This window comes from Leekyejoonella antrihumi (genome assembly GCF_007845645.1).
GTDB lineage: Bacteria > Actinomycetota > Actinomycetes > Actinomycetales > Dermatophilaceae > Leekyejoonella > Leekyejoonella antrihumi.
In genome coordinates this window covers 19,637-45,473 of the sequence record NZ_VCQV01000002.1, presented here as the reverse complement: position 1 = coordinate 45,473, position 25,837 = coordinate 19,637, and the positions used below count along the sequence as shown (strand labels likewise).

Annotated in this window: 24 protein-coding genes and 1 pseudogene; 13 read left to right on the top strand and 12 right to left on the bottom strand. The window is 67.8% G+C overall.

The genetic code is table 11. The annotated features are described in order from the left end of the window. Positions 1-23: 23 nt before the first annotated feature. The 4 genes from FGL98_RS01595 to FGL98_RS01585 form a co-directional block, all read right to left on the bottom strand. Positions 24-1,319, bottom strand: a complete 1,296-nt coding sequence (locus tag FGL98_RS01595; RefSeq protein ID WP_146314919.1) for a hypothetical protein — start codon at positions 1,317-1,319, stop codon at positions 24-26. Positions 1,320-1,531: 212 nt separating this feature from the next. Continuing rightward, complete coding sequence (locus tag FGL98_RS26665) at positions 1,532-1,906, bottom strand: enoyl-CoA hydratase/isomerase family protein (protein ID WP_281289143.1); 375 nt, start codon at positions 1,904-1,906, stop codon at positions 1,532-1,534. Next, positions 1,818-2,384 (bottom strand): enoyl-CoA hydratase/isomerase family protein, encoded by a 567-nt coding sequence (locus FGL98_RS26660; protein ID WP_222431956.1) that lies wholly within the window; start codon positions 2,382-2,384, stop codon positions 1,818-1,820. The genes FGL98_RS26665 and FGL98_RS26660 overlap by 89 nt, the downstream gene beginning before the upstream one ends. 254 nt (positions 2,385-2,638) lie before the next feature. Next, positions 2,639-2,848, bottom strand: coding sequence for a hypothetical protein (locus FGL98_RS01585; protein WP_146314918.1), 210 nt, complete (start codon positions 2,846-2,848; stop codon positions 2,639-2,641). A 209-nt stretch (positions 2,849-3,057) separates the two neighbouring features. Here FGL98_RS01585 and FGL98_RS01580 point away from each other — a divergent pair, with 209 nt between their 5' ends. Continuing rightward, a complete protein-coding gene (locus FGL98_RS01580) occupies positions 3,058-5,436 on the top strand; it encodes a plasmid pRiA4b ORF-3 family protein (RefSeq protein WP_146314917.1) in 2,379 nt (792 codons plus the stop codon). A 71-nt stretch (positions 5,437-5,507) separates the two neighbouring features. Here FGL98_RS01580 and FGL98_RS01575 read toward each other — a convergent pair whose 3' ends face one another. Further along, positions 5,508-6,506, bottom strand: coding sequence for a LacI family DNA-binding transcriptional regulator (locus FGL98_RS01575; RefSeq protein ID WP_186525913.1), 999 nt, complete (start codon positions 6,504-6,506; stop codon positions 5,508-5,510). 113 nt (positions 6,507-6,619) lie between these two features. Here FGL98_RS01575 and FGL98_RS01570 point away from each other — a divergent pair, with 113 nt between their 5' ends. The 8 genes and pseudogenes from FGL98_RS01570 to FGL98_RS01535 all read left to right on the top strand — a co-directional run bounded on the left by FGL98_RS01570 (position 6,620) and on the right by FGL98_RS01535 (position 14,682). After that, positions 6,620-7,498, top strand: coding sequence for an ABC transporter substrate-binding protein (locus tag FGL98_RS01570; protein WP_146314915.1), 879 nt, complete (start codon positions 6,620-6,622; stop codon positions 7,496-7,498). Beyond that, on the top strand, positions 7,495-8,595 hold the full coding sequence (locus FGL98_RS01565) for an amino acid ABC transporter permease (RefSeq protein WP_146314914.1): 1,101 nt from the start codon (positions 7,495-7,497) through the stop codon (positions 8,593-8,595). Before FGL98_RS01570 ends, FGL98_RS01565 begins: the two co-directional genes overlap by 4 nt. 5 nt (positions 8,596-8,600) lie before the next feature. Then, the gene (locus tag FGL98_RS01560) at positions 8,601-9,344 is read left to right on the top strand and encodes an amino acid ABC transporter ATP-binding protein (RefSeq protein WP_146315089.1); all 744 of its coding nucleotides are present in this window, start codon (positions 8,601-8,603) and stop codon (positions 9,342-9,344) included. After that, positions 9,344-10,102 (top strand): type 1 glutamine amidotransferase, encoded by a 759-nt coding sequence (locus tag FGL98_RS01555; protein WP_146314913.1) that lies wholly within the window; start codon positions 9,344-9,346, stop codon positions 10,100-10,102. The genes FGL98_RS01560 and FGL98_RS01555 overlap by 1 nt, the downstream gene beginning before the upstream one ends. A gap of 32 nt (positions 10,103-10,134) precedes the next feature. After that, positions 10,135-12,362 (top strand): annotated as a pseudogene (locus FGL98_RS01550) (plasmid pRiA4b ORF-3 family protein). Positions 12,363-12,449: 87 nt separating this feature from the next. Then, complete coding sequence (locus FGL98_RS01545) at positions 12,450-13,211, top strand: hypothetical protein (protein ID WP_146314911.1); 762 nt, start codon at positions 12,450-12,452, stop codon at positions 13,209-13,211. A 120-nt stretch (positions 13,212-13,331) separates the two neighbouring features. Then, entirely contained in the window at positions 13,332-14,189 is an 858-nt protein-coding gene (locus FGL98_RS01540) for a heavy metal-binding domain-containing protein (protein WP_146314910.1), read from the top strand. A 1-nt stretch (position 14,190) separates the two neighbouring features. Next, the gene (locus FGL98_RS01535; protein ID WP_146314909.1) at positions 14,191-14,682 is read left to right on the top strand and encodes a hypothetical protein; all 492 of its coding nucleotides are present in this window, start codon (positions 14,191-14,193) and stop codon (positions 14,680-14,682) included. A gap of 23 nt (positions 14,683-14,705) precedes the next feature. On the opposite strand, the gene FGL98_RS01530 is transcribed toward FGL98_RS01535, so the two are convergent. The 7 genes from FGL98_RS01530 to FGL98_RS01505 all read right to left on the bottom strand — a co-directional run bounded on the left by FGL98_RS01530 (position 14,706) and on the right by FGL98_RS01505 (position 21,685). After that, positions 14,706-15,098, bottom strand: coding sequence for a type II toxin-antitoxin system VapC family toxin (locus FGL98_RS01530; RefSeq protein WP_146314908.1), 393 nt, complete (start codon positions 15,096-15,098; stop codon positions 14,706-14,708). After that, positions 15,095-15,322, bottom strand: coding sequence for a FitA-like ribbon-helix-helix domain-containing protein (locus tag FGL98_RS01525; RefSeq protein ID WP_146314907.1), 228 nt, complete (start codon positions 15,320-15,322; stop codon positions 15,095-15,097). The genes FGL98_RS01530 and FGL98_RS01525 overlap by 4 nt, the downstream gene beginning before the upstream one ends. 727 nt (positions 15,323-16,049) lie before the next feature. Further along, positions 16,050-16,460, bottom strand: a complete 411-nt coding sequence (locus tag FGL98_RS26115) for a class I adenylate-forming enzyme family protein (protein WP_246136317.1) — start codon at positions 16,458-16,460, stop codon at positions 16,050-16,052. Then, the gene (locus FGL98_RS01520) at positions 16,461-17,774 is read right to left on the bottom strand and encodes a long-chain fatty acid--CoA ligase (RefSeq protein ID WP_246136316.1); all 1,314 of its coding nucleotides are present in this window, start codon (positions 17,772-17,774) and stop codon (positions 16,461-16,463) included. It abuts the gene before it with no gap. Positions 17,775-17,902: 128 nt separating this feature from the next. Next, entirely contained in the window at positions 17,903-18,859 is a 957-nt protein-coding gene (locus FGL98_RS01515) for a winged helix-turn-helix transcriptional regulator (protein WP_222431955.1), read from the bottom strand. A 51-nt stretch (positions 18,860-18,910) separates the two neighbouring features. Continuing rightward, positions 18,911-20,434 (bottom strand): carotenoid oxygenase family protein, encoded by a 1,524-nt coding sequence (locus FGL98_RS01510; RefSeq protein ID WP_222431954.1) that lies wholly within the window; start codon positions 20,432-20,434, stop codon positions 18,911-18,913. A 27-nt stretch (positions 20,435-20,461) separates the two neighbouring features. Further along, the gene (locus FGL98_RS01505) at positions 20,462-21,685 is read right to left on the bottom strand and encodes an acetyl-CoA acetyltransferase (protein WP_146314906.1); all 1,224 of its coding nucleotides are present in this window, start codon (positions 21,683-21,685) and stop codon (positions 20,462-20,464) included. Positions 21,686-21,810: 125 nt separating this feature from the next. Between FGL98_RS01505 and FGL98_RS01500 the strand changes: the two genes are divergently transcribed. The 4 genes from FGL98_RS01500 to FGL98_RS01485 all read left to right on the top strand — a co-directional run bounded on the left by FGL98_RS01500 (position 21,811) and on the right by FGL98_RS01485 (position 25,831). Further along, positions 21,811-23,022: an acetyl-CoA C-acyltransferase gene (locus FGL98_RS01500; protein ID WP_146314904.1), complete on the top strand. Its 1,212-nt coding sequence runs from the start codon at positions 21,811-21,813 to the stop codon at positions 23,020-23,022. Positions 23,023-23,083: 61 nt separating this feature from the next. Next, complete coding sequence (locus tag FGL98_RS01495) at positions 23,084-24,007, top strand: SDR family NAD(P)-dependent oxidoreductase (RefSeq protein WP_222431953.1); 924 nt, start codon at positions 23,084-23,086, stop codon at positions 24,005-24,007. Next, on the top strand, positions 24,000-24,833 hold the full coding sequence (locus FGL98_RS01490) for a DUF1295 domain-containing protein (RefSeq protein WP_146314901.1): 834 nt from the start codon (positions 24,000-24,002) through the stop codon (positions 24,831-24,833). The genes FGL98_RS01495 and FGL98_RS01490 overlap by 8 nt, the downstream gene beginning before the upstream one ends. A gap of 50 nt (positions 24,834-24,883) precedes the next feature. Next, a complete protein-coding gene (locus FGL98_RS01485; RefSeq protein ID WP_246136315.1) occupies positions 24,884-25,831 on the top strand; it encodes an NAD(P)H-dependent flavin oxidoreductase in 948 nt (315 codons plus the stop codon). Positions 25,832-25,837 lie beyond the last annotated feature (6 nt).

The following is a 25,837-nucleotide window of genomic DNA, read 5'->3' as shown; positions in this document are numbered from 1 at the left end:
CGGGATGATCGCCATCGGATGCATCAATTTCGTCCCTGTTGGGCAGGCGCAGGGCCTCCGCAGACAGAGTCGGCATGTCGTGCCAGGATGCGGCAACGCTCGGCGACGTGGTCGGGCACGACGGCGGCGAGGACCCTCCACGCTTCGGCCGTCTCGGCTCCGGTGCACTCGATCGCGGCGGCCTCGAACGCGGCCGCCGCGCCGAACGCGGCCACGATGTGCGGGGAGACCACGGCGGCCGCGCGGTCGCTGACCTTCGCGGAGATGAGTCCCACCTCGAGCACCGCGAGGGCGTTCGCGACCTCCGCCGAGTAGCCCTTGGCCCGCAGGTCGGTGATCCTCCCTGCCTCCTCCTCGGTGTATGCGGCTCCCTCGGCCGCGGGGGTCGGCATCGGCAGATCGGACGTGAACGGCGTATAGGCGGTGCGGTGAAAGCCCTCCTCCTGCCGGCCGTCCACCAGCGCAGTGGACAGTGCATCGAGCCAGGCGAGCGGCTCCGACGTGCGCACTGCTTCAGCCACCGTCTGGGCGGTGGCCAGGTCGACGGAGATCGGCAGGGCGGCGAAGATGAGGCCTGGTTCGGACGTGATCGGCGCCAGTCGGCCGATGAGCGCGTCGCCGCTCGCCTCCGACATCGCCCCGATGTTGAGCGCCTCCACCTCGGCCCCCGTGACCAGGTCGTGCAGCACGAGACGGCACCCACGGAAGTCGACGAACTCGTAGGCGCGCATCTCGGCCCCCGCCCAGTCCCGCACGCGGTCCGTTCGATCGAGAAGCCCCGCTTCGGCGCGCTCGGTGATGTAGTCCGCGAACCCACCGAACTCGAACAGCGCGAGGTCCCCGACCAGGTGGTCACCGGCGGCGACCGTGGTCCCGAGGACTCGGAGCTCGACCTCGTCATCGAGCACCCGGGCCACGGAGTCCGGATAGAGCGCGCCGAGCACACATCGCACCGCCAGGTCCGTGCGCGGGTCCTGCGCCAGCACCATCGAGCGGTATGCCAGGTCGGCGCACCAGCGTGAGTATGCCCAAGCCGGTGCCCGGTCACCGTGGTCGATGAGATCCTGAAGGACGAACCGGTGCGGCGACTCGACGATCACCCTGCCGGCCAGCTCGTACGCCAGGCTGGCCTCGGCGTCGCCCCGTGCTCCCGCATCGTTCGCCCGGCTGAGGCAGTCAAGGTCGTATCCGTCCGGCGGCTCCTCAACGAGGCTTCGTATGGATCGCTCCCGGACGTGCTGCGCCCTCTGCGCGTGAGCGGCGCGTCGACGACTGTGGTTGCTCGAGCGGCGGGGACGGCGTTTGCGAGAGATCGGCATACCTCAAGGCTGCCTTCTGCGGCCCGAGTCCGCTGCGCGGAGTTCCCCACCGGTGGATAACTCTGGTGTGCCCGGTGGCGACGCACCGGACGTTGACCCGGGACATGGTTCACACCTGATTACGTCAATCGAGGCCGCACCCGAAAGGCTCGCCCTCGTATGCCAGCTTCAAGAACCTGGCCGCCACGGCCGGTTCACCACTCGAGCGGGCCTCAGCGCCAGGTGAATACCGGTGCGCGGTGCTCCAAGAAGGCTGCGATCCCCTCGCGAGTGTCCGCCGCACGTGCCATCTCGCGCTGCCACGGAACGGCCGCCTCCACCGCGCCGTCCGTGCCGTGCAGCGCGGCCGCGTTGACGATGGCCTTGGCAGCGCACAGGCTCAGCTGGGAGCGAGCCATCATCGTGGCCAACAGGTCCGCGACCGCATCGTCAAGAGACTCATCGGGTACTGGCTCGCCGACCAGCCCGATCCGCCAGGCCTCCCGCGCCGAGATCAGCTCACCGGTGAACAGCAGGCGCTTGGCCGCGGCCGGACCGACCACGGCCGTCAGGCGCGCGGTGGTGCGTGGCGGGTAGACGACGCCGATCTTGCTCGGAGTGACTCCAAATCGAGCGCCGGCCGCGGGTGATTCGCAGGTCGCACGCCACGGCGAGCTGCACTCCCCCGCCGACGCAGGCGCCACGGATGGCGGCGATCGTCGGCTTCGGAAAGGCCGCCAGGGCCTCCTCTGCACGCTCGGGCGCGGACAACGGCATACCCCCGCCGTCCTTATTGCCCAGCCCCGCGTCATCGAGACCGAGTGTCTCGGTCAGCGACGAGATGTCCGCGCCCGCGCAGAAGTGGCCCCCGGCGCCCGTGAGCACCACCGCCCGGACCTCGGGATCGGCCGCGAGCACGGCCAGGACCCCGGGCAGCTCCCGCCACATCCGGGCAGTCATCGCGTTCCGCTTCGAAGGGTTGGACAACGTGACGGTGGCGATCGGCCCGCGGACGTCGCAGATCACGTGGTCATCCAAGTCCGCTGTCGCAGAGTCCGTGCCGCCAACATGCTCGTTCGTGGTCATCCTGGTCACCTCTCTTCCAGCCAGTCCCAGCGCACGGCGTGCGCTCAAGACGGCAAGGGCCCACGACGACGATGTCGACTTCGCGGAGCTCGGTCAGCCGCCCAGCTGCGAACTCAACGCTGGTCAGCCCGTCGCCGCCAGAACCCGGGTGGCGTATGAATTCATCGCCCAGTCGAGATCCGCCTGGCGCGTCAGACCGAGCGAGTTGACCAGCACACCGTTCGAGCCGGGTTAGGTGTACTTGTCGTCCAGCGTCACGCTGTCGTCCGGTACTTCCGATCCAGTTCCGCCAAAGCGTCCTCAAGGCTGATCTTGCCCTCGGCAATCGCACGTGCAGCGGCGAGGTCTTCCTCGCTGGGGAAGTGCCCGGCGAGCTGCTGAATCTTCTCGACCCCCGCCATCACGCGCTCGATCTCTTCGGCGTCCAGCGCCGGCCTCTCGGAAGTGCTGTGGCTCGCACCCATGGGAACACCTCCTCGCGTGGCTCACCAGCCTACAAGCCCGCGCTCAGCAGACCACGACTGTCCACGGGCCTCGTCGCCTCGGCGCGTCGCCTCGACGCAGCGCTGCACACCGTCGGACTCTACGTCTTCGGCAAGGCAGGCCTACGGAAGTGGCCGGCGGTCGCCGAGGAGAACATCGCTGGACAAGTGGCATCACCTAGCCTGGAGCGATGCCGACGAAGAAGCGTACGCCGTCAGAGGCCGAGGTGCTGGCACAGCAGCTGGCCGACCAGCTGCTCGAAGGCGATCCGACGCCCGAGCAGCTACGGGAGGCATTCGGCGGGCTGCTGGGCTCCGCACCGTTCGAGGTGGCCTTCGACGATCCCTTCCTCCCGAGTCCGATCGAGCTGCCCGATCCACCCGCCGAGCCGCTGACCTTCACGATCCGGGTCGACCTGCGTCATGTCAAGCCGCCTGTCTGGCGGTTGCTGGAGATCCCCGGTGACACGACACTGGACCAGGTCAGCGACGTCCTCCAGCTCGCCATGGGCTGGGCGGGCTACCACCTGCACCGGTTCGAGCTGCACACCGGCGGCGGGCGACCCGGGCCCTATTTCGTCAATGCCGATAACGAAGAGCCCGGCGCCGGCACGCACGAGGCCGATGCCCGCCTCGACCAGGTGCTGCACCAGGCCGGCGACAAGCTGCACTACGAGTACGACTTCGGGGACGCCTGGGAGCACCTGCTGCAGGTCAAGAAGGTGACGCCCGGTCGCGCCGACCGGGTGCGATGTGTCGGCGGCCGCCGAGCCTGTCCGCCCGAGGACTGCGGCGGCATGTCCGGGTACGAGGAGATCCTGGAGATGCTGGCGACCCCGAAGGAGCAGCTGGACGAGTGGGGACAAGAACGCGTCGACTGGATGCCCGAGGGCTTCGACCCGGCCGAGTTCGACATCGCGGAGACCGACAGTGCGTTGGAGCAGTGGTCGTCCGGCGACCTGCAACTGGGTGGGCCGATGCCACCGGTCAGCCTGCTGCCCCTGTTGAAGCAGAGTCCCTTCCCACCCGACGAGCTCCTGGATCTGATCGGTGCCGCACACCTGGACGACCAGACGCCCGAGCCCTCCACCGACGTGGCCGCCCGCATGGTGCACCCATGGCTGGTGCTGATGCGCGAGATCGGCGACGGCCTGAAGCTCACCGAGGCCGGCTACCTGCCCCCGGCATCCGTCAAGCGTGTCTTCGACGGGCTCGGCCTCGACAGCCACTGGATCGGCAAGGGCAACCGGGAGGATCAGACGCCGCCGGTCGCAGACCTACGCGCCAGTGCACAGGCGCTCGGCCTGATCCGCAAGCGCAAGGGCATGCTGCTGCCGACCGCCACCGGCACGAAGCTGGGCGGCGCTCCGGACGACCTCATCGGCACCGCGGTCGACCCGATCGCGCTGCTGCGCCACATCCAGGGCCGGCTGCCACTGGAGAAGTCGGGCTTTGGACACCAGGCTGCGCTGCTGCTCCTGCTCGTCGTCGCCGTCGGCGCCCGGCCCGGTGAGGGGTCGGCGCCGGCGGCCGATCTCCTCACCGGTCTCGGCTGGCGATCCGACCAGGATCACCCGGTGTTCCCGATCGCCGTGCACGATCATGCAGGCCTGACGTATGCCGTGCTCGAGCACCTGCACTGGGCGGCCGGCGGCACCGACCACGGGAAGCCACCCTCGACCCCGGACCCGGTGCGCGACGTCGCCCGCCGCGCGCTGGGCGGCGAGGAGATCACCCCCGACATGCTGCAGTTCGCGCCAATGCCTGGCGACCCACGAGTCACGATGTCACGGCCTTCGGCGTCGCAGCCTTCGGCGTCGCCCGAGCCCGCGGACCTGCCCGACCCCGAAGAACTGGTCGAGACGGCGACCGGCGCGCTGCTCGACGGGATCGCCGAGGCACGGCATCCGCTCGCCGCGGAGCTGGCTCTGTGCCCGGTCTTCGCGACGTTCCAGCTGGCCGCGCCCGACGACTTGGATGAGCGGCAGCTGAGCATGGCCATGACCACGATGCTCGCCGAGATCATCTCGTCTGCCGAGAGCGTCGGCGGCCCGAATGCCCTGGGAATGCTGCGGGTCGCCTCGGTCCTCGGCCCAGAGGTCACCCGCGCCCGCGCGCAGGTCGGTGCGGACCGGCTGGCCGCAGCCGGGGTGCCGGACCGCCCGTGGGCCACGCGGGTCGGCAAGCCGGATCTGCTGCGCGCCTGGCGCTATGGAGATCACCTCGGCGAGCAGGAGTCGATCGGCCTGCTGTTCGACTACCGCGGCCGCGAGCACGCGGTCATGGTGCTCATCGACCACCTGCTCGGCGGCGGCGTGAAGGACTGCTGGGTCGCCGAGGGACGTCAGGCCAAGAAGCTGCATGACGACATCCGTCGCGAGCTCGTCTCGCGGACCGAGGCGTTCTTCGAGGACATCGACGCGGCAGAGGCTGTAACCCTCCTCGAGTCGGCGCTGGCGCAGTCGACCTGCCCGGAGCAGGAGGATCAGATCGAGGACGTCGCCCTGTATCTCGACCTGCTGCGCGCCCGCGTCGAACATCTACGGCAGATCGCACCAGGCTCGCACTGAAAGCTGGGGGTGGGTGGCAGAGATGCCTGGGCCAGAGATCCCGCACCCTCCCGGCTGATCCCTGCCGCTCGTCAGGCCCACTGCGGTGAGTCGACCACACGGCACGGCAGCAGCAGGTCCTCCACCGACTCGTGGTCGAGCGCCCCGACCAACAGACGGGTTGCGGCTGCGCCCACGGCTACCGGGTCCAGGACAAGATAAACCGCGCCATTGCCGGGCGCGACGGACGTGGCGTCCCCCATCATCGTCACCGCAAGATCCTGCGGCACCCGCAGCCTGCGCCGGCCCGCCGCTTCGAGCACCGCGTTGCCATAGGTCTCGTTGAGGCTGTGGATGGCGCCCGGCCGCTCCGTCTCATCGAGCAGATCGCCGGCCGCCTCTACCGGGTCCTGTCCAGGTTTCAGTCGGACCACCCGCGTCGAGTGCCCCGCCCGACGGCACCAGTTGCGGAAGTAGCGCGTGCTGTCGAGTGTGTAGGAGTCGGCCTCCGGTCCGATCAGCAGAGCGGGACTCCGGACCTGGAGGTCGTCCAATCGGCCGAAGAGCTCGGCCAGACCTCGCGCGGTGTCGCTTTGCACCATCGGCTCATCGTCGTGGACCTCGTCGATCGGCCTGCCGTCAGTGACGACGGTGATGCCACGACGGCGGCACTCGGCCAGGATCGGATCGTCGCGCACCGGGTCGACGACCACCATCCCGTCGATCGGCATCGTGAATCGCATCCGCCCGTCCGCCTCGAACGGGATGGCCGCCACCGCGTGACCGTGCTCCACCGCCTCCATCGCAGCACCCGCGACGACCGACCGATAGTAGGGCAGGTAGGTCTGCTCCCATGACCGCGAGTTGCGGTGGGCGATCGCCACCCCGAGGATCCGGCTTCGTCCAGACTGCAGGGAGCGCGCTGCCTCATTCGGCTGGTATCCAAGGGACTCCGCTACTTCGCGAATGCGTCGACGGGTCGACTCTGCAACCTCGCCCTTGCCATTCAAGGTCCACGAGACCGCGGTGATGCTGACCCCGGCCGCGTTGGCCACATCGCGGATCCCCACGCGTTTGTGCGAAGCGGTCACGCATTCCTCCGTTGCAACGATTCGTGGGAAGTGGTTGACGCCACCCGGCCGTGCTGTCACTCTAGTCCTCGTTCACCTAAACCGTTTTAGGTCACGAGCAACTTGGAGGCATCATGAGACACACACGTATCGCCGGGGCTGTGGCCGTCAGCGCGATCCTGGTCGTCACCGCAGGCTGCGGCAGCTCTGGCTCGTCGAAGGCAGCCGGCGCCACCGGCAGCTCTTGGGGATCGTGCAAGGTCACCGGCACGGCGGGAAGTATCCCGCTGAAGACGACCACGTCCGGCACGCTGACCATCAAGGCCGACCTGCCGTCGGCCGGCTGGTGGGACGGCGACACGATCGGCTCCATCAAGAGCGGGTACGAGTACTGCCTCGCATCCGAGATCGCCTACCTGGGCGGCCAGAAGCAGATCAGCCTGCAGAACGTCTCCTTCGACAAGCTCGTCTCCGGCACACTCACCGGCTACGACCTGTCCCTCGACGAGATCTCCATCACGCCCGCGCGCGCCAAAGTGGTCACGTTCTCCAAGCCGTACTACGACTCTTACCTCGGCGTGCTGACCAAGAAGGGCTCCAAGGTCACCGGGGCCAACCTGCGCAAGATGACGATCGGCGTCAAGGAGGGCACTGCCGCGCAGACGTGGGTCAGTCAGACCCTCAAGCCGTCCGGGTCGGTCAAGGTCTTCCCCGGCGACACCGAGGCGCTGGCCGCAGTCGCGGCCGGTCAGGTCGACGCCTACATCCAGGACGTCGCGATCGAGCTCGGCCAGGCCAAGAAGTCCAGCGGCGCGGTGTCGGTGATCGGAAAGTACAACTCGGGCCAGTCCTACGGGATCATGTTTCCCAAGGGGTCGGAGAACGTCACCGCCGTCAACAAGATCCTCGCCTGGTGCAAGAAGCACGGCTACCTCAACCAGTTGTCAAAGACCTATCTCGGCCCGGCGTTCGGCGGCGACCCGGCAAGCGTGCCGGCCTGGTCAGTTTCATGACGACACTCCAGAAACCGCTCAACCGACCGGGTCAGCCGACCCAGCCCCTCGGAGCCGCCACGCGGCTGACCGGCGCAGCGACACTGGTCGCCGTGGCCGTGCTTGCGGTAGTCGTGTGGACGGCGGTGCAGCTCTATCTCGTCGCACCCGACTCGGGCGGGTGGCGATGGGTCCTGATCGCGATCGCGATCCTCGGTGTCATTGGAGCGCTGGCGCCATTCTCCCCGGCCCGCAACGCCTTTCAGTCGCGATCTGCCGCTGTACGCGCTGTCGCCGACGGTGACGGACCCGCCATACGCAAGTACCGCTCCCGCATGCGCAACTCGGCTTGGGTCTGCTTGGGCGGATGCCTGACCGTGCTGGTGCTCTGCGCCTTCGTGCTCTTCCTGCTGGCAAACAATCACGCGGTCCAGCGCACGTTCTTCCAGCCGGCGATGATCTCCCGCAGCTGGTTCGAGGTCACCAAGGCGTTCGGACGCAACATCTTCATCGCAGTCGTCGCCGAGATCATCGTCCTTGTCTGGGGCTTGGTGCTCGCACTTGCTCGCCTCGCCCCAGGTCGAGCCGGGCGGTCCATCGCGAGCCTGGCGACGGCATACATCGACGCCTTCCGCGCCGTGCCCGCAATCATCGTGATCTATCTGGTGGGGTTCGGCCTGCCACTGGCCCACTTCCCGGTGCTGTCGTCGCTCAGCCCGACCGGTGCAGCAATCCTGGCCCTCAGCCTGACCTACGGCGCGTACGTCGCCGAGGTGTATCGCGCCGGCATCGAGAGCGTGCACTGGAGCCAGCCGGCCGCTGCCCGGTCACTCGGCCTCTCCCACGGGCTCAGCATGCGCTATGTCGTGGTCCCACAAGCTGTCCGGCGAGTCATTCCTCCTCTGCTCAACGACTTCATCGGGCTGCAGAAGGACACCGCCCTGGTCACCGTCATCGGCACCGTCGACGGGTTCACCCAGGCGAAGATCTACTCCAGCAACTACTTCAACCTCTCGTCGGTGACCGTGGTCGCAGCGCTCTTCGTCATCGTCACCATCCCACAGACACGATTCGTCGACCGGCTGCTCGCACGCGACCAGCGCCGAATGAGCAGGTGACCAAGATGTCCTTCTTGCAGATCCAAGACCTGGTCAAGTCATACGACGACACACCGGTGCTTCGCAGTGTCAGTCTCGACGTCGACCAGCACGAGGTCGTCTGCCTCATCGGCGCATCCGGCAGCGGCAAGTCGACGCTGCTGCGTTGCATCAACTCACTTGAAGAGATCGACGGGGGCGAGGTCTGGCTGGACGACCAGCTCGTATCCGGCGAGGGCACCGACGTGGACCAGTTGCGCCGTGACGTGGGCATCGTCTTCCAGAGCTTCAACCTCTTCCCGCACATGACAGTGCAGCAGAACATCACGCTTGCGCCCCGGAAGATCCGCGGCCTCGCCGACCGCGTGGCAAACGACCGCGCGGCCGAGCTGCTCCAGCGAGTCGGCCTGGCGGACAAGGCGTCCACTTATCCGGATCAGCTCTCCGGCGGTCAGCAGCAGCGAGTGGCAATCGTGCGCGCCCTGGCCATGGACCCCCGAGTGCTGCTGCTGGACGAGATCACGTCCGCGCTCGACCCCGAGCTGGTGGCGGAGGTGCTGGACATCGTTCGAGGTCTCGCCCACGACGGCCTGACCATGCTCCTGGCCACCCACGAGATGTCGTTTGCCCGGGAGGTCGCCAGCACCGTGTGCTTCCTGCACGCCGGAACCATCCTCGAGCAGGGCCCTCCCGAGCAGATGTTCGGCGACCCGCAGGAGGAGCGCACCAAGGCCTTCCTGCATAGCGTGACCGCGGCGGGGCGGCTGTGATGCCGCGAATACTGGTGATCCAGCACGAGGACGGCACCGGCCCGGGCTATCTCGGAGAGTGTCTGTCCGACACGGGTCTCGACCTGCATGTCCTGCACCCGTACCTCGGCGAAGAGCTTCCCGAATCTCTTTGCGGATACGATGGTTTCATCGTGCTCGGCGGGACACAGAGCCCGTTCGACGACAAAGACGCGCCCTGGCTGCCTTCCGTGCGACACCTCATACGCCTCGCCCTCGGCGAGCTGCTGCCGCTGCTCGGAGTGTGCCTCGGAGGGGAGATGCTTGCCGACGTCGCCGGTGGCGAGGTCACTCACGGGTCACGTGGGCCGGAGGTCGGTCTGCGACGGTTGACGAAGCAGCCGGGTGCAGTCGACGACCCGATCTTCCGAGACCTGCCCGACGAGGCCCCCGCGGTCGAGTGGCACTGGGAGGAGCTGCACACACTTCCGCCTGACGCGGTCTCGCTCCTGGGCACCGAGCTCTACCCGCATCAGGCGTTCCGGATCGGGGATGCCGCCTGGGGCCTGCAGTTCCACCCGGAGGTGCTCTCCGACGCGGTGTCTATCTGGGCCGCGCACGAGCGGGAGCACCTCGCCACCGAGGGGCGCACCCCCGAGGACGTCGCAAACGAGGTGCGGGAGGCCGAGCCCGAGCTGAGACAGGTATGGCGCGGCCTGGCCGTGCGGTGGGCAGCCCTCACCCGCTCGGAGGACCTCGCCGACGCGTACCCTCAGGACGGCGCACGAGACCGTCGCTGAGCCGGCCGGCCGCCCTCCCGTAGCCTGGCAGGATGTCGACGAAGAAGCCTGCCACCGACAGCATCGTCTCCCCCGGCGGCCTGACTGCCGTCTTTGATGGGGACTTCGGGCCCGGCCCGGTCAAGCTGCCAGATCCACCGGCCACCTTGAAGACGTTCACGATCCGCGTGGACCTGCAGGGCGCGACGCCGCCGATCTGGCGGCTGCTGAAGGTCCCCGGCAACACCACGCTGGAGGACCTGCACGACATCCTGCAGATCGCGATGGGCTGGGAGGGCGCACACCTGCACCGCTTCGACCTGCCCACCCGCTCGCCCCACTCCGTGTCCTACTTCGTCACCGATGCGGACGACGACGGCGTCAGCACCCACGAGGCCGATGCCCGGCTCGACCAGGTCATGAAGAAGGTCGGCAGCAAGCTGCATTACGAGTACGACTTCGGCGACGGTGGGGGCACCTGCTCACGGTCAAGGCGACGGAGCCCTGCGAGGAGCGCCGGGTGCGCTGCATCGACGGGCGCCGCGCCTGCCCGCCGGAGGACTGCGGCGGCGTGTGGGGTTACGCGGAGATCCTCGAGCTGCTGGGCGGGCCCGCGGCCGAGCTCGACGAGGAGGCGCAGGATCGGCTGGAGTGGCTCGGCGACGGTTTTGACCCGGAGCAGTTCGACGCCGCGGAGGTCGATCGGCGGCTCGAACACTGGGAGGCCGGCGGCGTCGGGCATCTCGAGACGCCGCTGCCCACCACCCTGCTGCCGCTGATCGCGGGGAGCACTACCCTCCCCGCTGGGCTGATGGACCTGATCCAGGCCGCTCGACTGGGCGAGGAGACACTCGAGCAATCCGCCGACCTGGCAGCCCGGCTGGCGCGACCCTGGGTCGTCCTGCTGCACGAGATCGGCTCCGGCCTCAAGCTCACCGGGGCCGGATACCTGCCGCCCGCCTCCGTCAAGCGCATCTTTGACGAGCTCGACTTCGGTGCCGCGTGGCTCGGCACCGGCAACCGCGAGGACAAGACCCTTCCGGTCGCGCAGCTGCGGCGGACCGCGATCGCGCTGAGCCTGATCCGCAAGGAGCGCGGCAGCCTGCGCCCGACGGCCACCGGCAGGAAGCTGGCCGGCGACCCCGACGCCCTGATCACCGACGGTGACCCGCTCGCCCTGCTGCGGCACATCGAGCGCCGGCTGCCGCTGGACACCTCGCAGATCGGCGAGCAGGCCGCGCTCCTGCTGCTGCTCACCACCGCCACCGGCGCCCGGCCCGACAACGGCCTTGACCCGGCCGCCGACCTGCTCACCGGCCTCGGCTGGCGGACCGACGACGACCGCCCGGTCTTTCCGCTGGCAGTGTCCGACGAGGCCGACCTGACGTATGCCGTGCTCGACCAGCTCCACCGGGCCGCCGGCGGCACCGATGACGCCGACGCACACACCACCCCGGACGTGGTCCGCGACATCGCCCGCCGAGCCCTGCACGGAGACGGTTCGATGACCGCGCCGGCGGACCCCGGCGACCCGGCATACCTCGCGGACATCGACCCGCAGGAGGCGGTCGCCGTCGCCGCGACCTCCCTCATCGCCGAGATCAAGGGCGTGCGAAACCCGCTCGAGGCGGAGCTCATGCTGTCTACGGCACTCGCGGCCATGGACATGGGCGCGCCCGACGACATCGACGAGCAGCAGCTGCTCGACACACTGACCTTCATGCTCGGTGAGGTCATCGGGTATGCCGAGAGCCTGGGCAGTCAGGAGGCGCTCGCGCTGCTGCGCGGCGCCTCCGTCATCGGCCCCGAGGCCAGTCGCGGCGCCGCTCGCGCGAGCGCAGAACGGCTCGCCGGCGGCGGGGTGCCGGACCGGCCGTGGGCCGCACGGGTCGGCAGGCCGCAGCTGCTGCGCGCCTGGCGCTACGGCGACATCTTCGGCCAGCAGGAGTCGGTGGGCGTCCTCTTCGACGACCGCGGCCGCGAGCACGCCGTCATGGTGCTGATCGACCACGTGCTCGGCGGCGGGGTCAAGGACTGCTGGGTCGCCGAGGGCAAGCTGGTCAAGCGGCTGCAAAAGGACGTCGGCCGCCTGCGGGCCGGGACCGACGAGACGTTCTTCGAGGACCTCGACGCGGCGAAGGCGGTCGAGGTCCTCGAAGCCGCCCTGGCACAGCCACCCTGCCCCGCGGACGCCGAGCAGGTCGAAGACCTCGGTCTGCACCTGCCGCTGCTGCGGGCCCGCACCGACCACCTTCGCGAGCTGGCCGCCGGTGCCCGCTGAGCCCTGGCCGACCGACCCGTTCTGGCGGTGTGAACTCAACTCGTCGAGCACGTGCACGCCGCCAGGTCAAAGGCCTAGAGTTGGCGTGTGACCGCATCTCGGGTAAGCGGATTCGCACGGTTGGCGCGGGCTTCGGGCCTTTCCGTGCTGGTGGGGGTCGGCCTGTGTGCCTGCTCGGGTACTTCGGCGACGGCCACCGCACGAACCACTCCCGCGAGCCCCGTGTCCACACCGTCGACCACCTCCATGACAGCACCCAGCGGGTCCCCGACAACCTCGCATACTCGGACGACACAGGCCAGCCCCACGACCACTGCGCACCCAACGGTCACGTCGCCGTCTCCACCGCCGGCGGCGACGGTCGTCAAGACGTTCAGCCCGTTCAACCCCACGACCGGCAAGGCCGACATCCCGCTCAGCACGACCGTCACCGGCTACTGCTGGACCGGGTCAATCGCCCTTGTCGCCCCGAACGCATACCGGTGCATGGCCGACAACGACATCTTCGACCCCTGTTTCACGAGCGCCAAGGTCCGCGGGTCAGTCATCTGCGCCGATACACCCTGGGAGTCGGGCACCAGGCTGGTCTTGAACAAGGCGCTGCCGAGCAGCGGAAACACGGGCTCGACACAGCCCGGCTGGGCGATGCGGCTCGCGAACGGCAGCAGGTGCGTGGCCCTGACCGGCACGATCTCCTTTGTCGACAACGTCCCGATGAGATACGGCTGCGGCGCGGGCGGCGGACAGGCGGGCGACCTGCAGCAGCGCGGCACGCACTGGAGCGTCGACTACCTCGCGCCCCACGCCGCAGCGCTGACGCGCGTCGATGTCACCACCGTGTGGGGATAGCGGCAAAGCGATCCGCCACATTCAGTCATCTCCCAGGAAAGCCGGAGCAGAATGGGTCTATATGGAACAGGCAGGCGCATGCCGGGCCGCATTCCGACGACTACGACGCGGGAGTAACTGATGCCCTTCAAGCGACCGGACACCCCACCAGCCCAGCAGGCCGCGCCGGGGACGCCGGGGACGCTGCCGTCCGCCGCGCAGGAGCGCGTCGCGCGGCTGGCGGCCCGCGAGCACCAGGACAACGCCGCATTCACCTCGGACCTGAGCGTCAACGAATTCGTGCTCGTGCACCAGCTCGGCTTCGACCCGGTGGGCTACGTGATGGGCACGTCCATCTATCACGTCGGCTTCCAGGCGCAGCGGTGGAACCGCTCGATGGAGCTGGATGTGCTGACCAGCGCGATGCAGGAGGCGCGCTACCTCGCGATCGAGCGGATGCGCACCGAGGCGCACGCGCTCGGCGCCGACGGTGTGGTCGGGGTGCACCTGAAGATTCAGCGCTACGCCTGGCAGAACGGTGAGATGGAGTTCATCGCCGAGGGCACGGCAGTGCGCGCCCGCGAGCCCAACCCGTCATACAAGCTGCGCGATGGCGGCCCGTTCACCTCCGACCTGTCCGGGCAGGACTTCTACACCCTGGTGCGGCACGGGCACTTTCCGCGCGCGTTCGTCTTCGGCGTGTGCGTCTATCACGTGGCGGCGCAGTCGATGCGGCAGAACTTCTCGATGGCGGGCCGTAACATGGAGGTGCCCAACTTCACCGAGGCGACGTATACCGCGCGGGAGCTGGCGATGACGCGGATGGAGGACGAGGCCAACCGCGCCAATGCCGACGGCATCGTCGGCGTCACCACCAACGTCAACGCGCACATCTGGGGCGAGCACGCCACCGAGTTCCTCTCGATCGGGACAGGCGTCGTCAGCTCGCCGGAGGTGGTCACCGACCCGCCGACCATGACGCTGTCCCTGGACGACTGAGATGTTCAAGCGACCGAAGAAGCCCGTCTTCCCGGCCTACGGCTCCTCGGTCCCCAAGCCCTTCGCGGACCTCGAACCGGAGGGCCCGACCTCACCGCTGACCAAGCTGAGCCGGGCGCCGCGGCTGCCGCCGGAGGCGCGTGAGCTCCTGCGACAGATCGACACGATGTCGACGACGACGCTGCGGCACCTGGCCGAGCTCCCTGGTGCCAACGTGCTCGCGGTCGTGCGGGTGGAGACGATCCGCGACAACGATGCACCGGACGTGGTGGCGGCGTTTCTCGGCGTGCCGCTCCAGCAGGTCGACGCGGTGCTCATCGACGGACGCACCGCCGCCCAGGTCCTCATCGACGACCTGCAGGTGCTGGCATCGGCCGTGCAGACCGAGCTGAGCGCCGCGCGGTCGTCGGGCAGTGTGACCCCGGCGATGGTGCAGCACCGGTTCATCGCCGACAAGTACGGCTCGCTGCCTCCGGAGGCAGACCCCAGCTGACGGCCAGCGCTGAGCGCGTCGCGTCAAGTCGTTCGCTGGAGCACTCGCACCTTCGCATGGTGGCCGCGCGTGTCGAGCTTGTGATCGCAGGTGAACAGCTCGGCATCCAGCGCCTCGGCGAGAGCAAGGTAGTTCGCGTCATAGCTGGTGAACTGGCGCCGCAGCGCCCAGACTCGATCGGCGAGCGGTCCGAAATCCACGCGCGCTACGGCGAATTCAAAATAGGTGCGCCGTGCCTGCTCCGCCGCTTCCGGGGTCGCCTTGCCCGCGAGCGTCAGCGCCCGAAGGACTGACGTCACGTCGACGTCGAGCAGGTGTGGTGCGCTGATGTCGCCGGCCAGGACGTCCATCAGCTCACGATCCGTCGCGCTGCCGAGCAGCGCCTCGACCATGGCCGATGCATCGATCACGATCATCGTCGACTGGACTCGAGCGCTTCCACGATCTCGTCCATGCTGGGGGCTCCCGTTCGATCCACGTTCCTCAGGCGCTCCACAACCTGTGCGTTGGTCGGCCGAGCCGCGATCTTGCGCAGCTCGCTTGCCACGTAGGCAGATACGGACCTGCCCTCGGCGGCAGCGCGCTGCTTGAGCGTCTCAGCCGTGGCCTCATCCACATCACGGATATAGACGGTCACCATGAGTCGAGGCTAGCACTCTGCAAGCACACTGAGCAGATCGTCCTCAGGGGATCAGCACGACCTTTCCCCGCGTATGCCGTTCCTCCAGCTCGGCATAGGCATCCCGCACCGTGAGTCCGGCGCGTCGAAACCCGGTCACCTCTGCGCAAACCCTCACCAGGTTTCGACACGCGCTCGCGCTGCGCGCTCGCCCGGCTCAACCAGCAGTGAGGGTTACGGCCCGGCTCAACCAGCAGCACGGTACGGGCCACACCACTCTCGGCTGGTTGAGCCGCCGGCGAACGCAGTGAGTCCGGCGCGTCGAAACCCGGTCACCTCCGCGCAAACCCTCACCAGGTTTCGACACGGCCTCGCGCTTCGCGCTCACCCGGCTCAACCAGCAGTGGAGTACGGGCCGCGCGCGGTTCCCTCAGGTACCCATTCTCGGCTGGTTGAGCCGACGGCGAACGAAGTGAGTCCGGCGCGTCGAAACCCGGTCACCTCCGCGCGAAGCCTCACCAGGTTTCGACACGGCCTCGCGCTGCGCGCTCACCCGGCTCAACCAGCAGTGGGGGTTACGCCCGGCTCAACCAGCCGACGAGGCTCACCCGGCTCAACCAGCAGTGGGGGTTACGCCCGGCTCAACCAGCAGCACGGTACGGGCCACACCACTCTCGGCTGGTTGAGCCGCCGGCGAACGCAGTGAGTCCGGCGCGTCGAAACCCGGCAGCGGTCCGCGCGGCGCCCGCTACCCGACCAACGTGGACCGCAGGTCCCGCTTGAGGATCTTGCCGACTGGATTGCGCGGCAACTCATCACGCACATCGAGGTATTCGGGCAGCTTGTAGGACGCGATCTCCTTGCCTCTCAGCCAGTCGACCAGGCCCGGCAGAGTCAGCTCCGTGCCCGGGCGCAGCACGACGACGGCGGTGACCCGCTCGCCCATCATCTCGTCGGGCAGGCCGATGACCGCAACCTCCGCGACCGCGGGATGGTCGGCGATCAGGCTCTCCAGCTCACTGGGCGCGATGTTCATCCCGCCACGGATGATCAGGTCCCGCGCTCGATCCTGGTATTCCAGGAACTCACCATGGTCCCCGGCGATCTCGAAAATGTCACCGGTCTTGAGGTACCCCTCCTCGTCGAACGGGCTGGGCAACTAGTCACCATTGAGGTACTTGGGGAAGATCATCGGACCACGGATGTGCAGCTCTCCGGCCCAGCCGGGCTCGGTGATCTCCTCTCCCGTCACAGGATCCACCAGTTTCGCCTCGATCCACTCGGAGATCCGCGATGACCACCGTCGCTCACTGTGGCCGTAGTTGGGGAAGTATCGGGCGCGCAGTGCGGGATCCGGGAAGTCTTCGGTGTTGGACAAGAGCCCCACCCCCTCGTTGCTACCGAAGAAGTTGATCACCCCGATGCCGAACCGCTCCTGCCAGCCCCGCACCATCGGTACCTGCAGTGGCATCGACCCGGAGCCGAGCCGGGTAAGGCTGGACAGGTCGACCTTGTCGAGCAGCTCCTGATCGTTCAGGATCACCCAGAGCAGGGCAGGCGGCGCGAGGGTGTAGCTGACTCGCTCCTGCGCAATCTGCTGGAAGAACGTGCCCAGGTCGAAAGGGTGATGCTGCACCAGCGTGCATCCAGTTCGCAGCCACGGCAGGAGCATCCCGTTGATCCCCGCCATGTTGATCATCGGGAAGGTATTCAGCAGCACGTCGTCCGCGGTGACTCCCGGCGCGTCGACCGTGGCCCAGGAGAAGCACAACCAGTCGTAGTGCGTGCGCAGCACACCCTTGGGCTCGCTCTCGGTCCCGGACGTCCAGGCGATCGTCACGCAGTCATTCGGATCGTTCGGATGGACAGCACGATAGTCCTCGACGATCTGCCGCTCGTCCGCCGTTGCCACGGCGGGAGTTAGCTCGAGAACACCCGCCAGCGGGGACTCGGGTCGCTCGTCCTCCGCGCCGAAGGCCACCACGAGCCGCAGAGAAGGTATCCGTTTGCGCGCCGCACAGACGGCCTCAGCTGGACGCCGGTCGCCTAGAGCGTGGCAGGTGACGAGCACATCGAACTCGGCTTTTGTTGCCATCGTGACGATCTCGCGCTCACGGTATTGCATCGCCAGCGGTGAGACGACCGCGCCGATCGTCCAGGCCGCAAGGTAGGTCTGCACCAGCTCCGCTCCGTTGGGCAGCTGCATACCAATCACGTCGCCGCGCCGGACTCCATGTTCCAGCAGCCACGCAGCCGCGTGCGTCACTTCTTGCTCCAGCTCGTTCCAGGTTAACCTGCGAGGCTCGGATCCGACCAGCGACAAGCGATTTGCCGGATCGACCAGCGCCGGCGCGTCGCCGCGAAGTGCGACCTGGTCTCGAAAGACGCCGTCGATCGTCTCGCGCGTCCAGCATCCCTGCTTCAGGTACGCCTGCACCCGCTCGGCGGGGTGCAGTCCATGGAGTCCAGCCATCGCATTCTCGCTTTCCCGCAGGGCATCACTTCAGTTAACAGTGTGACTCCTATTACTACAGCAAACAGAGTCTCTACTCAAGGTTGTCCCACCTTCGATCCAGCACCTCCTGCGCAGGACCCGGTGAGTCAGCTGGCCCCGCTGGCGAACTGGGCTGTCGAGGGCAGCACGTCGCCGCCCTTCAGCCGTCGCCCACAGTGACTGCACGTCAGGGTGGGCACGAACTCCTTTTGACAGTCGTCATGCACATGGATGAGGGCGGGGCCTTCCTCCGACCGGTACCATTTCTCGGCCCACGTCAGCATCAGCATGACAACCGGGAAGAACGCCCGACCCTTTTCCGTCAGGTGGTATTCGACCCAGTTCGCTCGCTGTCCGTGCTGGACGGTCGTGAGCACACCCTGAGCGACAAACAACTGCAACCGGTCGGCGACCAGGCTGGGCGGCATGCTCAGCGCGGACTGGAACTCCGAGAAGCGGCAGATACCGAGGAATGCGGCACCGATCATCGACGAGGACCACCGGTCACCGAAAGCCTCCATGGTCTCGGGGAAGAAGACCGGCTTGGCCCGGCGGCCGCTGCGACGGCGCGTCATTGCATCGGCGCTCGACCTCGCCCAGGACCCACTAGGCCCCCACGACGTGGACACGTCTTGCACTGCGACCGCCTTGTCGCAGGCCGTGCAGGCCAGCACCGGCCGAAAGTCGCACCCGCACGGGGTGTGGCTCATCGTCGGCAGCGTCTCGTCCTGGTGGGAGACCCAGGTGCGCTCCCAGTCCCAGATCGCCAGCAGGATCGACCACACGGACCGACCACGATCCGTCAGGCGATACTCCGCACGGATCGGGTTGCGCTGGTATATCCGATGCTCCAGCAGCCCCTCGTCGACCAGCGTGTTCAGCCTGGAGGTCAGCACCGAGTTGGAGATCGGCAGTTCATGGAGGAACCCGGAGTAGCGAGTCGTGCCGAGCAGCGCGCGCTGGAGAATGAGCACCGTCCACTCGTTGCCGAGCAGCCCCAGGGCACGGGCCACCGCGTTCGGCCCGCCCGCAGGCAGGACCGTCGGCTCGCTCCCTGCACTCATCCAGCACTCCAGTCGTCGTCGGCACCGGGAGTCTAGCGGCGGCCGCCCGCCCTACAGTCCGATGGCCGATGCGGCATCATCCTCGGTGCGCCAGCGTCGCAACTCCTCCCCAGGCGCCCAGGTGGAGTGGGTTCCACTGGAGATCCGCTCGGGCAGCTTGAGCTTGCAGACCGGCCCGTCGCCGACGCGTGCCGCGTCGAACACCAGGCAGTAGGACGCGTCGGCGCCGAGGTCGGTCGTCAGCGTGACCAGATAGCCGTCGTCCTCGTCACTTCCGCCGACCCTGGGAGCCATCGCCGTCTCGCTGCCGTACACGCCGTCTCCGAAGGAGTAGCGATCCTCAGTCCCTCGCTCAAGGTCGTGGCGGACCATCCCGTCGAAGAGGAACCAGCCGGGCTTGCCGCTGGCCGCGTACACGTAGCGGTAGTCCTTGGTCGCGAAGTTCGCATTCATCATGCCGAACTCGGTGATGCTGTCGCTGAGTGACTCCTCCTTGACCAGCCCGGTGACCAGGTTGAAACGCCAGCGGTGCAGGCGCGTCTGCTGCCGGTCGAGCGCCAGGTAGCGGAAGGCGCGCTGCCACTTGTCGCCGGTACCATCGTCGGCCGGCTGCGGATCGCCCTGGTAGAAGCCGTCCAGGATGATCTCGTCGCCCTCCTCGAAGGCGTTGACGAAGTGCAGGACGAAGGTCGACTCGGCCTCGAACCACTTGATGTCGGTGGCCGTGCCACGGCGTGGGATCACCGCAAACCGGGATGGCACGTCCCGGTGGAAGCGGGGCACATGAGCGCCGCGACCGGTGGCATCCGTATCCGAGAACAGCGGAAAGTCGTTGAGAATGACGTAGTTCTCGGTGTAGGCCATGTCGTGCGGCAGGCGCGGGCCGGGAAGCGGCACGTCCGTGTAGTGCACCAGGTCGTTGTTCGCATCGACGACCCCGTAGTGCATGTAGGGCGCCTGCCTGCTGTAGTTGAAGAAGAGCATCTCGCCGGTGAGACCGTCCACCTTCGGGTGCGCGGAAACCCCCCAGTGAAAGGGGAACCCGCCGTTCCAGTTCTCCTTGCCCTCTGTCGCGGCTGTGTACGGATTGACCCGGTAGAGGTCACCGCACTGGTAGAAACTGGTCAGAGCGGTCCCCCGGTGCACGATGACGTCGGTGCTGGACGAGTCCTTCAGTCCACCGCGCGCTCCCCAGCCATCCGTGCGGATCGACAGACTTGGGTCCTCGGACAACCCGGACCACAGCGACCGACCGGCCTCGTGCTCGGCCAGGAACCCGTCAGTGCGGACAAACCGGTTGCGATAGAAGGCCTTCCCGTCCCGGAAGCCGACGACGTGCACCATGCTGTCGCCGTCGAACGGGTGGTAGTTCTTGATCGCCGGATGCACGGGGTTCTCGGTGTTGCGCAGGTAGACGCCGTCCAGATCGGTCGGCACCGTGCCCTCGACGACCTCGAGGTCGTCGGCCTTCCACTCGTTGGTCTGCGGCCGCCATGCGCCCGTGCGGTAGGGATGATCATCATCCTCCGGCAGCGTGGACAGCATACGTCCGACGATCTCCATCTCTGTGGCCATCGTGTCTCCTCCTTGCGTGCGTTCGGATCAGTTCGGCTGGGGTTGACTCACGACGAAACTCACTGTCGTCGCGGTGCTTCCACCGATGTTCAAGGTGGCGAAGGTCTCGGCCCCATCGACCTGGTAGTCACCCGCGAGCCCCTGCACCTGCTTTGCGGCATCGAGCAGCATGCGGACACCGGTCGCACCCACCGGGTGACCGCCGCCGATCAGGCCACCGCTCGGGTTGATGGGGAGCCGTCCGCCCATCTCGATGTCGCCGTTCTCGATCGCCTGCCACGACTGCCCCGGCTCGGTCAGCCCGATGTGATCGATGGCGAGATATTCGCTGGGCGTGAAGCAGTCGTGTGTCTCCAGCCCGTCGAGGTCGTCCAGAGTGACCTGAGCACGCTTGAAGGCATCCTGCACCGCATCTCGCACGTGTGGCATCACGTAGGGCTGGTCGGCGGAGTGCTGAAGCTTCAGCTGCAGACCGAGTCCGACCGTCTTGTGCCCCCACCCGATGATCCGCGCCCACGGCCGCACCTCAGGGTGCTCTCGCAGGTAGCGGTCGTTGACCAGGACGACCCCGGCGCCGCCGTCGGTCACCTGGCTGCAGTCGAAGCGGCGAATCCGACCCTCGATCGGTGGATTGCTCGCATCATCCGCGGTGGACAGGTCCGGCACCTGCCAGCCACGGGTCTGCGCATTCTGGTTGTTGCGCGCGTTGGCCAGGTTCAGTTGGGCGATCGCGCGCAGGTGCTCGTCCTTGAGGCCATAGCGCCGGTCGTACTCGTCGGCGACCTGGTCGAACATGTAGGGCCACATGAACGTGGCGTCGCCCCCTTCGTGGTCGATCCACGCGGCGGCTCCGAGGATCCGTGCACCTTCGTCCCCGGGGACGGTCTTCTCCAGCTCAAGTCCCAGCACCAGCGCACTGTCGTAGTGGCCGGCGCGCAGGTCTGACATGGCCGCGAGCACCGCGACCGACCCAGACGCGCAGGCCGCCTCGTGGCGCGAGGCGGGGACCGACCACAGGTCGGGACAGACGGTCGCGGGCATGGCCCCGAGCTGCCCCTGCCCGGTATAGAGCTCACCGAACGCATTCCCGACATGGATGACGTCCACGTCACCCGCGGCAAAGTCGCTCTGCGACAGGGTGCCCGCCACGGTCTGCGCCGTCAGGTCCGCGAAGTCTTGCTCCTCGCGGCTGAAGTTGCGAGCAAAATCGGTCTGGTATCCACCCACTACCCAGATGTTCGACTCGTCCATCGGTCCAACTCCTTCGCCCTCGGTGATCGGAGGTGGCCTTGCCTTCTCCGACTCGTCGTACTACAACTATCAGAGTAACCACTGTTGATGAAGTATTGCTACCCATGAGACCGAGGGAGTTTCCGATGGCAGAAGCACTCATCCTGGACTACGTGCGCACCCCGCGCGGCAAGGGCTCGCGGAAGGGCTCCTTGAACGGCTACTCCCCCATCGACCTGCTGACCCACCTGCAGTCCGCGCTGACCGACCGCACCAGCATCGAGCCGGCCCGCATCGACGACTACATCGTGGGCAGCGCGACGCAGGTCGACGAGCAAGGCGCAAACATCGCCCGCACCGCCGCGCTGCTCGGTGGCTGGGGCGACGACGTGCCCGGAGCCACGGTGAACCGCTTCTGCGCATCCGGCATCGACGCGGTAGGCCAGACCGCGGCCCGCGTCCGCGCCGACGACCTGTCACTCGCTGTGGCCGGTGGCGTCGAGAGCGTCTCGCGGGTGCCGATGTATGCCGATCGCGGCCCGCTGTGGTCCGATCCACAGACCGTCGCCAGGATCGGCTCCGTGCACATGGGGATTGCCGCCGACCTGAATGCGACACTGCTGGGCTACACCCGCGAGCAGCTCGACGCCTATGGCCTGGAAACACAGACGAAGTCGGCAAATGCCTGGCAAAACGGGGTGTTCGACCGCTCGGTCGTGCCCGTTCCTGCCACGGAGAGCGCCGCAGGCCTCGATCACGACGAGCTGGTGCGCCCGGGCACCACCGCTGAGGGCCTGGCCGGCCTCGAGCCCGCATTCGCTCGGCTCGGCGCTGACGGGCAGGATGCGATCGCGCTGGCGGCATATCCAGCCGTCGACGAGATCCGACACCTGCACACCGTCGGCACCTCGCCCGCGATGGCGGATGCCGCGGCCCTGCTGCTCATCGGCGACTCCCGCGGCGCCGACGCCACCGGCCTCCCGCCGCGTGGACGCATTCTCGCGACGGCGTCCACCTCGGTGAACCCGGTGGTCATGCTCACCGCCGGCCAGACCGCGGTCGAGCGGGTCATTCAGCGGGCCGGGCTGCGCCCAAAGGACATCGATGTCTTCGAGTTCGCCGAGGCCTTCGCCGCGCTGTGCCTGAAGTTCCGCAAGGACCTGGACGCCGGACCCGACCGGATGAACCCGAACGGCGGCACCATGGCGATGGGCCATGCCTTCGGCGCCACGGGGGCCATTCTGGTGGGCAGCTGTCTGGAGGAGCTCGAACGGCGCGGCGGTCGTTACGGAGTCGCCGCCGTCAGCGGCGCCGCCGGCGTCGGCGTCGCCGTGCTCATCGAGAGACTGAATGCATGAGCAACACCCCACAAAGTTCTTTGCTCGCGAGCTCTCTCCGACACTTTGCGGGGGCCTCGGCATGAGCGACCTGCAGGGCAGAGTCGCCATTGTCACCGGAGGCGGAAAGGGCCTCGGGCGCGCGTTTGCGCTGCATCTTGCCGCGCATGGGGCCGCCGTCGTCGTCAACAATCGCAACCGTGAGGTCGACGACGCCGGGCTCGGACCGGCCGATCATGTCGTGGCCGAGATCGAGGCCGCCGGGGGCACTGCACTGGCCGACCACAGCCCCGTCGAGGACCCGCATACGCCCGAACGTCTCGTCGCCACCTGTCTGGAGAGGTTCGGCAGGCTCGACATTCTGGTGACCAGCGCTGGCATCAGCGGCGCACAGATGTTCCACAAAACGACCGCGGACAACTTCCGAACCGTCATGGACATCAACGTCATCGGCACAGCGTTGATCGCGGCCGAGGCAACCCGGGTCATGCGGGAAGCTGGCCACGGTCGGGTCGTGCTGGTCTCGTCCACCGCCGGGCTGCACGGAGAGCCAACCCTGTCCGCCTACGCCGCAAGCAAGGGAGCAGTAATCGCGCTGGGCCGCACCATCGCCATGGAGGGCGCGCGCAAGGATGTGCTGACCAATGTGCTGTTGCCCTACGCGACCACTCCGATGACCGCGCAGGGAATGGACCCGCGCCATGCCAACGCCATGCGGTCGGAGCTGGTCGCCCCTGTTGTGACCGCCCTCGCCGACCCGGAGTCGACCATCAATGGGCAGGTCATTATTGCCGGGGGCAGCGGCATCCGTCTCGGCGATGCCGTCGAGGGAGCCACCGTTGCCCTGCCGCATCGAGCCCTCCGGCCCGATGCACTTCAACAGCTCCTGAAACAGAGCAGATCCGGTGCAGCACAACGCTACAGCGACGCCCAGGACGCGTTCCAGCAGTTCGCCGCGGACGAGGCCGCCCTCCACCGGGCAGAGCCCGAGGACTCACATGTCTGACTATCCGTGGGCGCGGCTTGCGGTGAACCTCGGGATCTCGGCCGTGGCCATCATCGCCTTGATAGGCCTCGTCCTGCTTGTCTCCCTTCGACGACGCAACCACTCACTGATCGACATCTTCTGGGGGCCGGGTTTCGTGCTGGTCGCGGTGGTGAGCTACGTGCTGTCGAGCTCGTCCGGTGCGGACGGGACACGCCGGCTGACGGTGCTGCTCGCGACCGCGCTCTGGGGAGGACGGCTGGGGCTGTACCTCGCCCGCCGCAATCTCGGTCACGGCGAGGACCCCCGCTACACGGCCCTGATGCGACACCGGACCGGCTCACTGATCGGCTACCTGGTCCGCAAGATCTACGGTCTGCAGGGCGCGCTGATGTTCGTGATCTCGCTGCCGATCCAGGTCGCGATGTATGAGAGTCGTGGCCTCGGCGTGCTCGGCGCCGTCGGTATCGTCCTGTGGCTGTTCGGGTTCGGCTTCGAGTCGATCGGCGACTGGCAGCTCTCCCGGTTCAAGGCCACCCCCACCAACGCCGGCAAGATCATGGACCGCGGCCTCTGGGCGTGGACCCGACATCCGAACTACTTCGGCGACACCTGCGTGTGGGTCGCGCTCTGGGTGCTGTCGCTGGGCCATCCCCTTGGGGTCGCAGCCGTCGTCGCACCGGTCGTGATGACCAGACTGCTGATCAGCATCACCGGGAAACGACTGCTGGACAAGCGAATGCTTCGCAGCAGGGGCACCGAATACGAGTTGTATGCTGCTCGCACCAGCGGATTCTTCCCGCGGCCGCCCAAACGCCGCACCCCGTCGCTGGACGCACCGAGCTGAGCGGTGCCACGGCACACCTCCCCCGAGCCGCTCGACCAAGGAGAACGACAGTGACCCGAAAGCTCGCCCTGGACCAGTTGCGCCTGCCGATGGTAGCGGCGCCGATGTTCCTGGTCTCCGGGCCGGACCTGGTGATTGCGGCCAGCCGTAGCGGCATCCTCGGCGCCTTCCCCACGACGAACTGCCGCACCACCGCTGACCTGGATGGCTGGATGGGCCAGATCAGCGACGCGGTCGGTGCCGAGGGCCGCTGGGCCGTCAATCTCATCACCCACCGGACGAACAACCGGCTCGCCGACGACCTTGCCCTCGTTGCCGAATACCAGCCGCCCGTGGTGATCACGGCGCTGGGCTCGCCGCGACCGGTGATGGAGACCGTCAAGGGATACGGAGGCATAGTTATCGCCGACGTGATCGACCTCGCACTGGCGAGGAAGGCCGTGGCTGCAGGGGTGGACGGGCTTGCCTGCGTCAGCACCGGCGCCGGTGGCCACACCGGCCACCTGTCCCCGTTTTCGTTTGTCTCCTCAGTCCGCCGCTTCTTCGACGGACTGGTCGTGGTCGGTGGTGGGATCGCCGACGGCTACGCATTGGCGGGGGCGGTCGCGGCCGGCGCCGACCTCGCCTACGTGGGCACCCGGTTCCTCGCGACCCGGGAGAGCCTCGCTGTCCCCTCGTACAAGCAGATGGTCGTCGACCTCGGCATCGACGACATTCAGGTCTCGGCGGCCGTCACCGGCACCCCGGCTTCGTGGCTCGCCCCCAGTCTGCACGCGGCGGGATACAGCGACGGGGATACGGCACCGCCTCGCAACTACGACGCGAGCGATGACCCTGCGAAGCGCTGGAAGGACATCTGGGCCGCCGGTCAGGGCCTGGACTCGATCGACGCGGTCTGCTCGGTCGACGAGGTGGTCGATCAGATGCAGATGCAATATCTGTCCGCAATCGAGCGTCTGCAGCGATCGACGCCGACCGCGGCGGCGGCCGTGAGATAGCGTCTT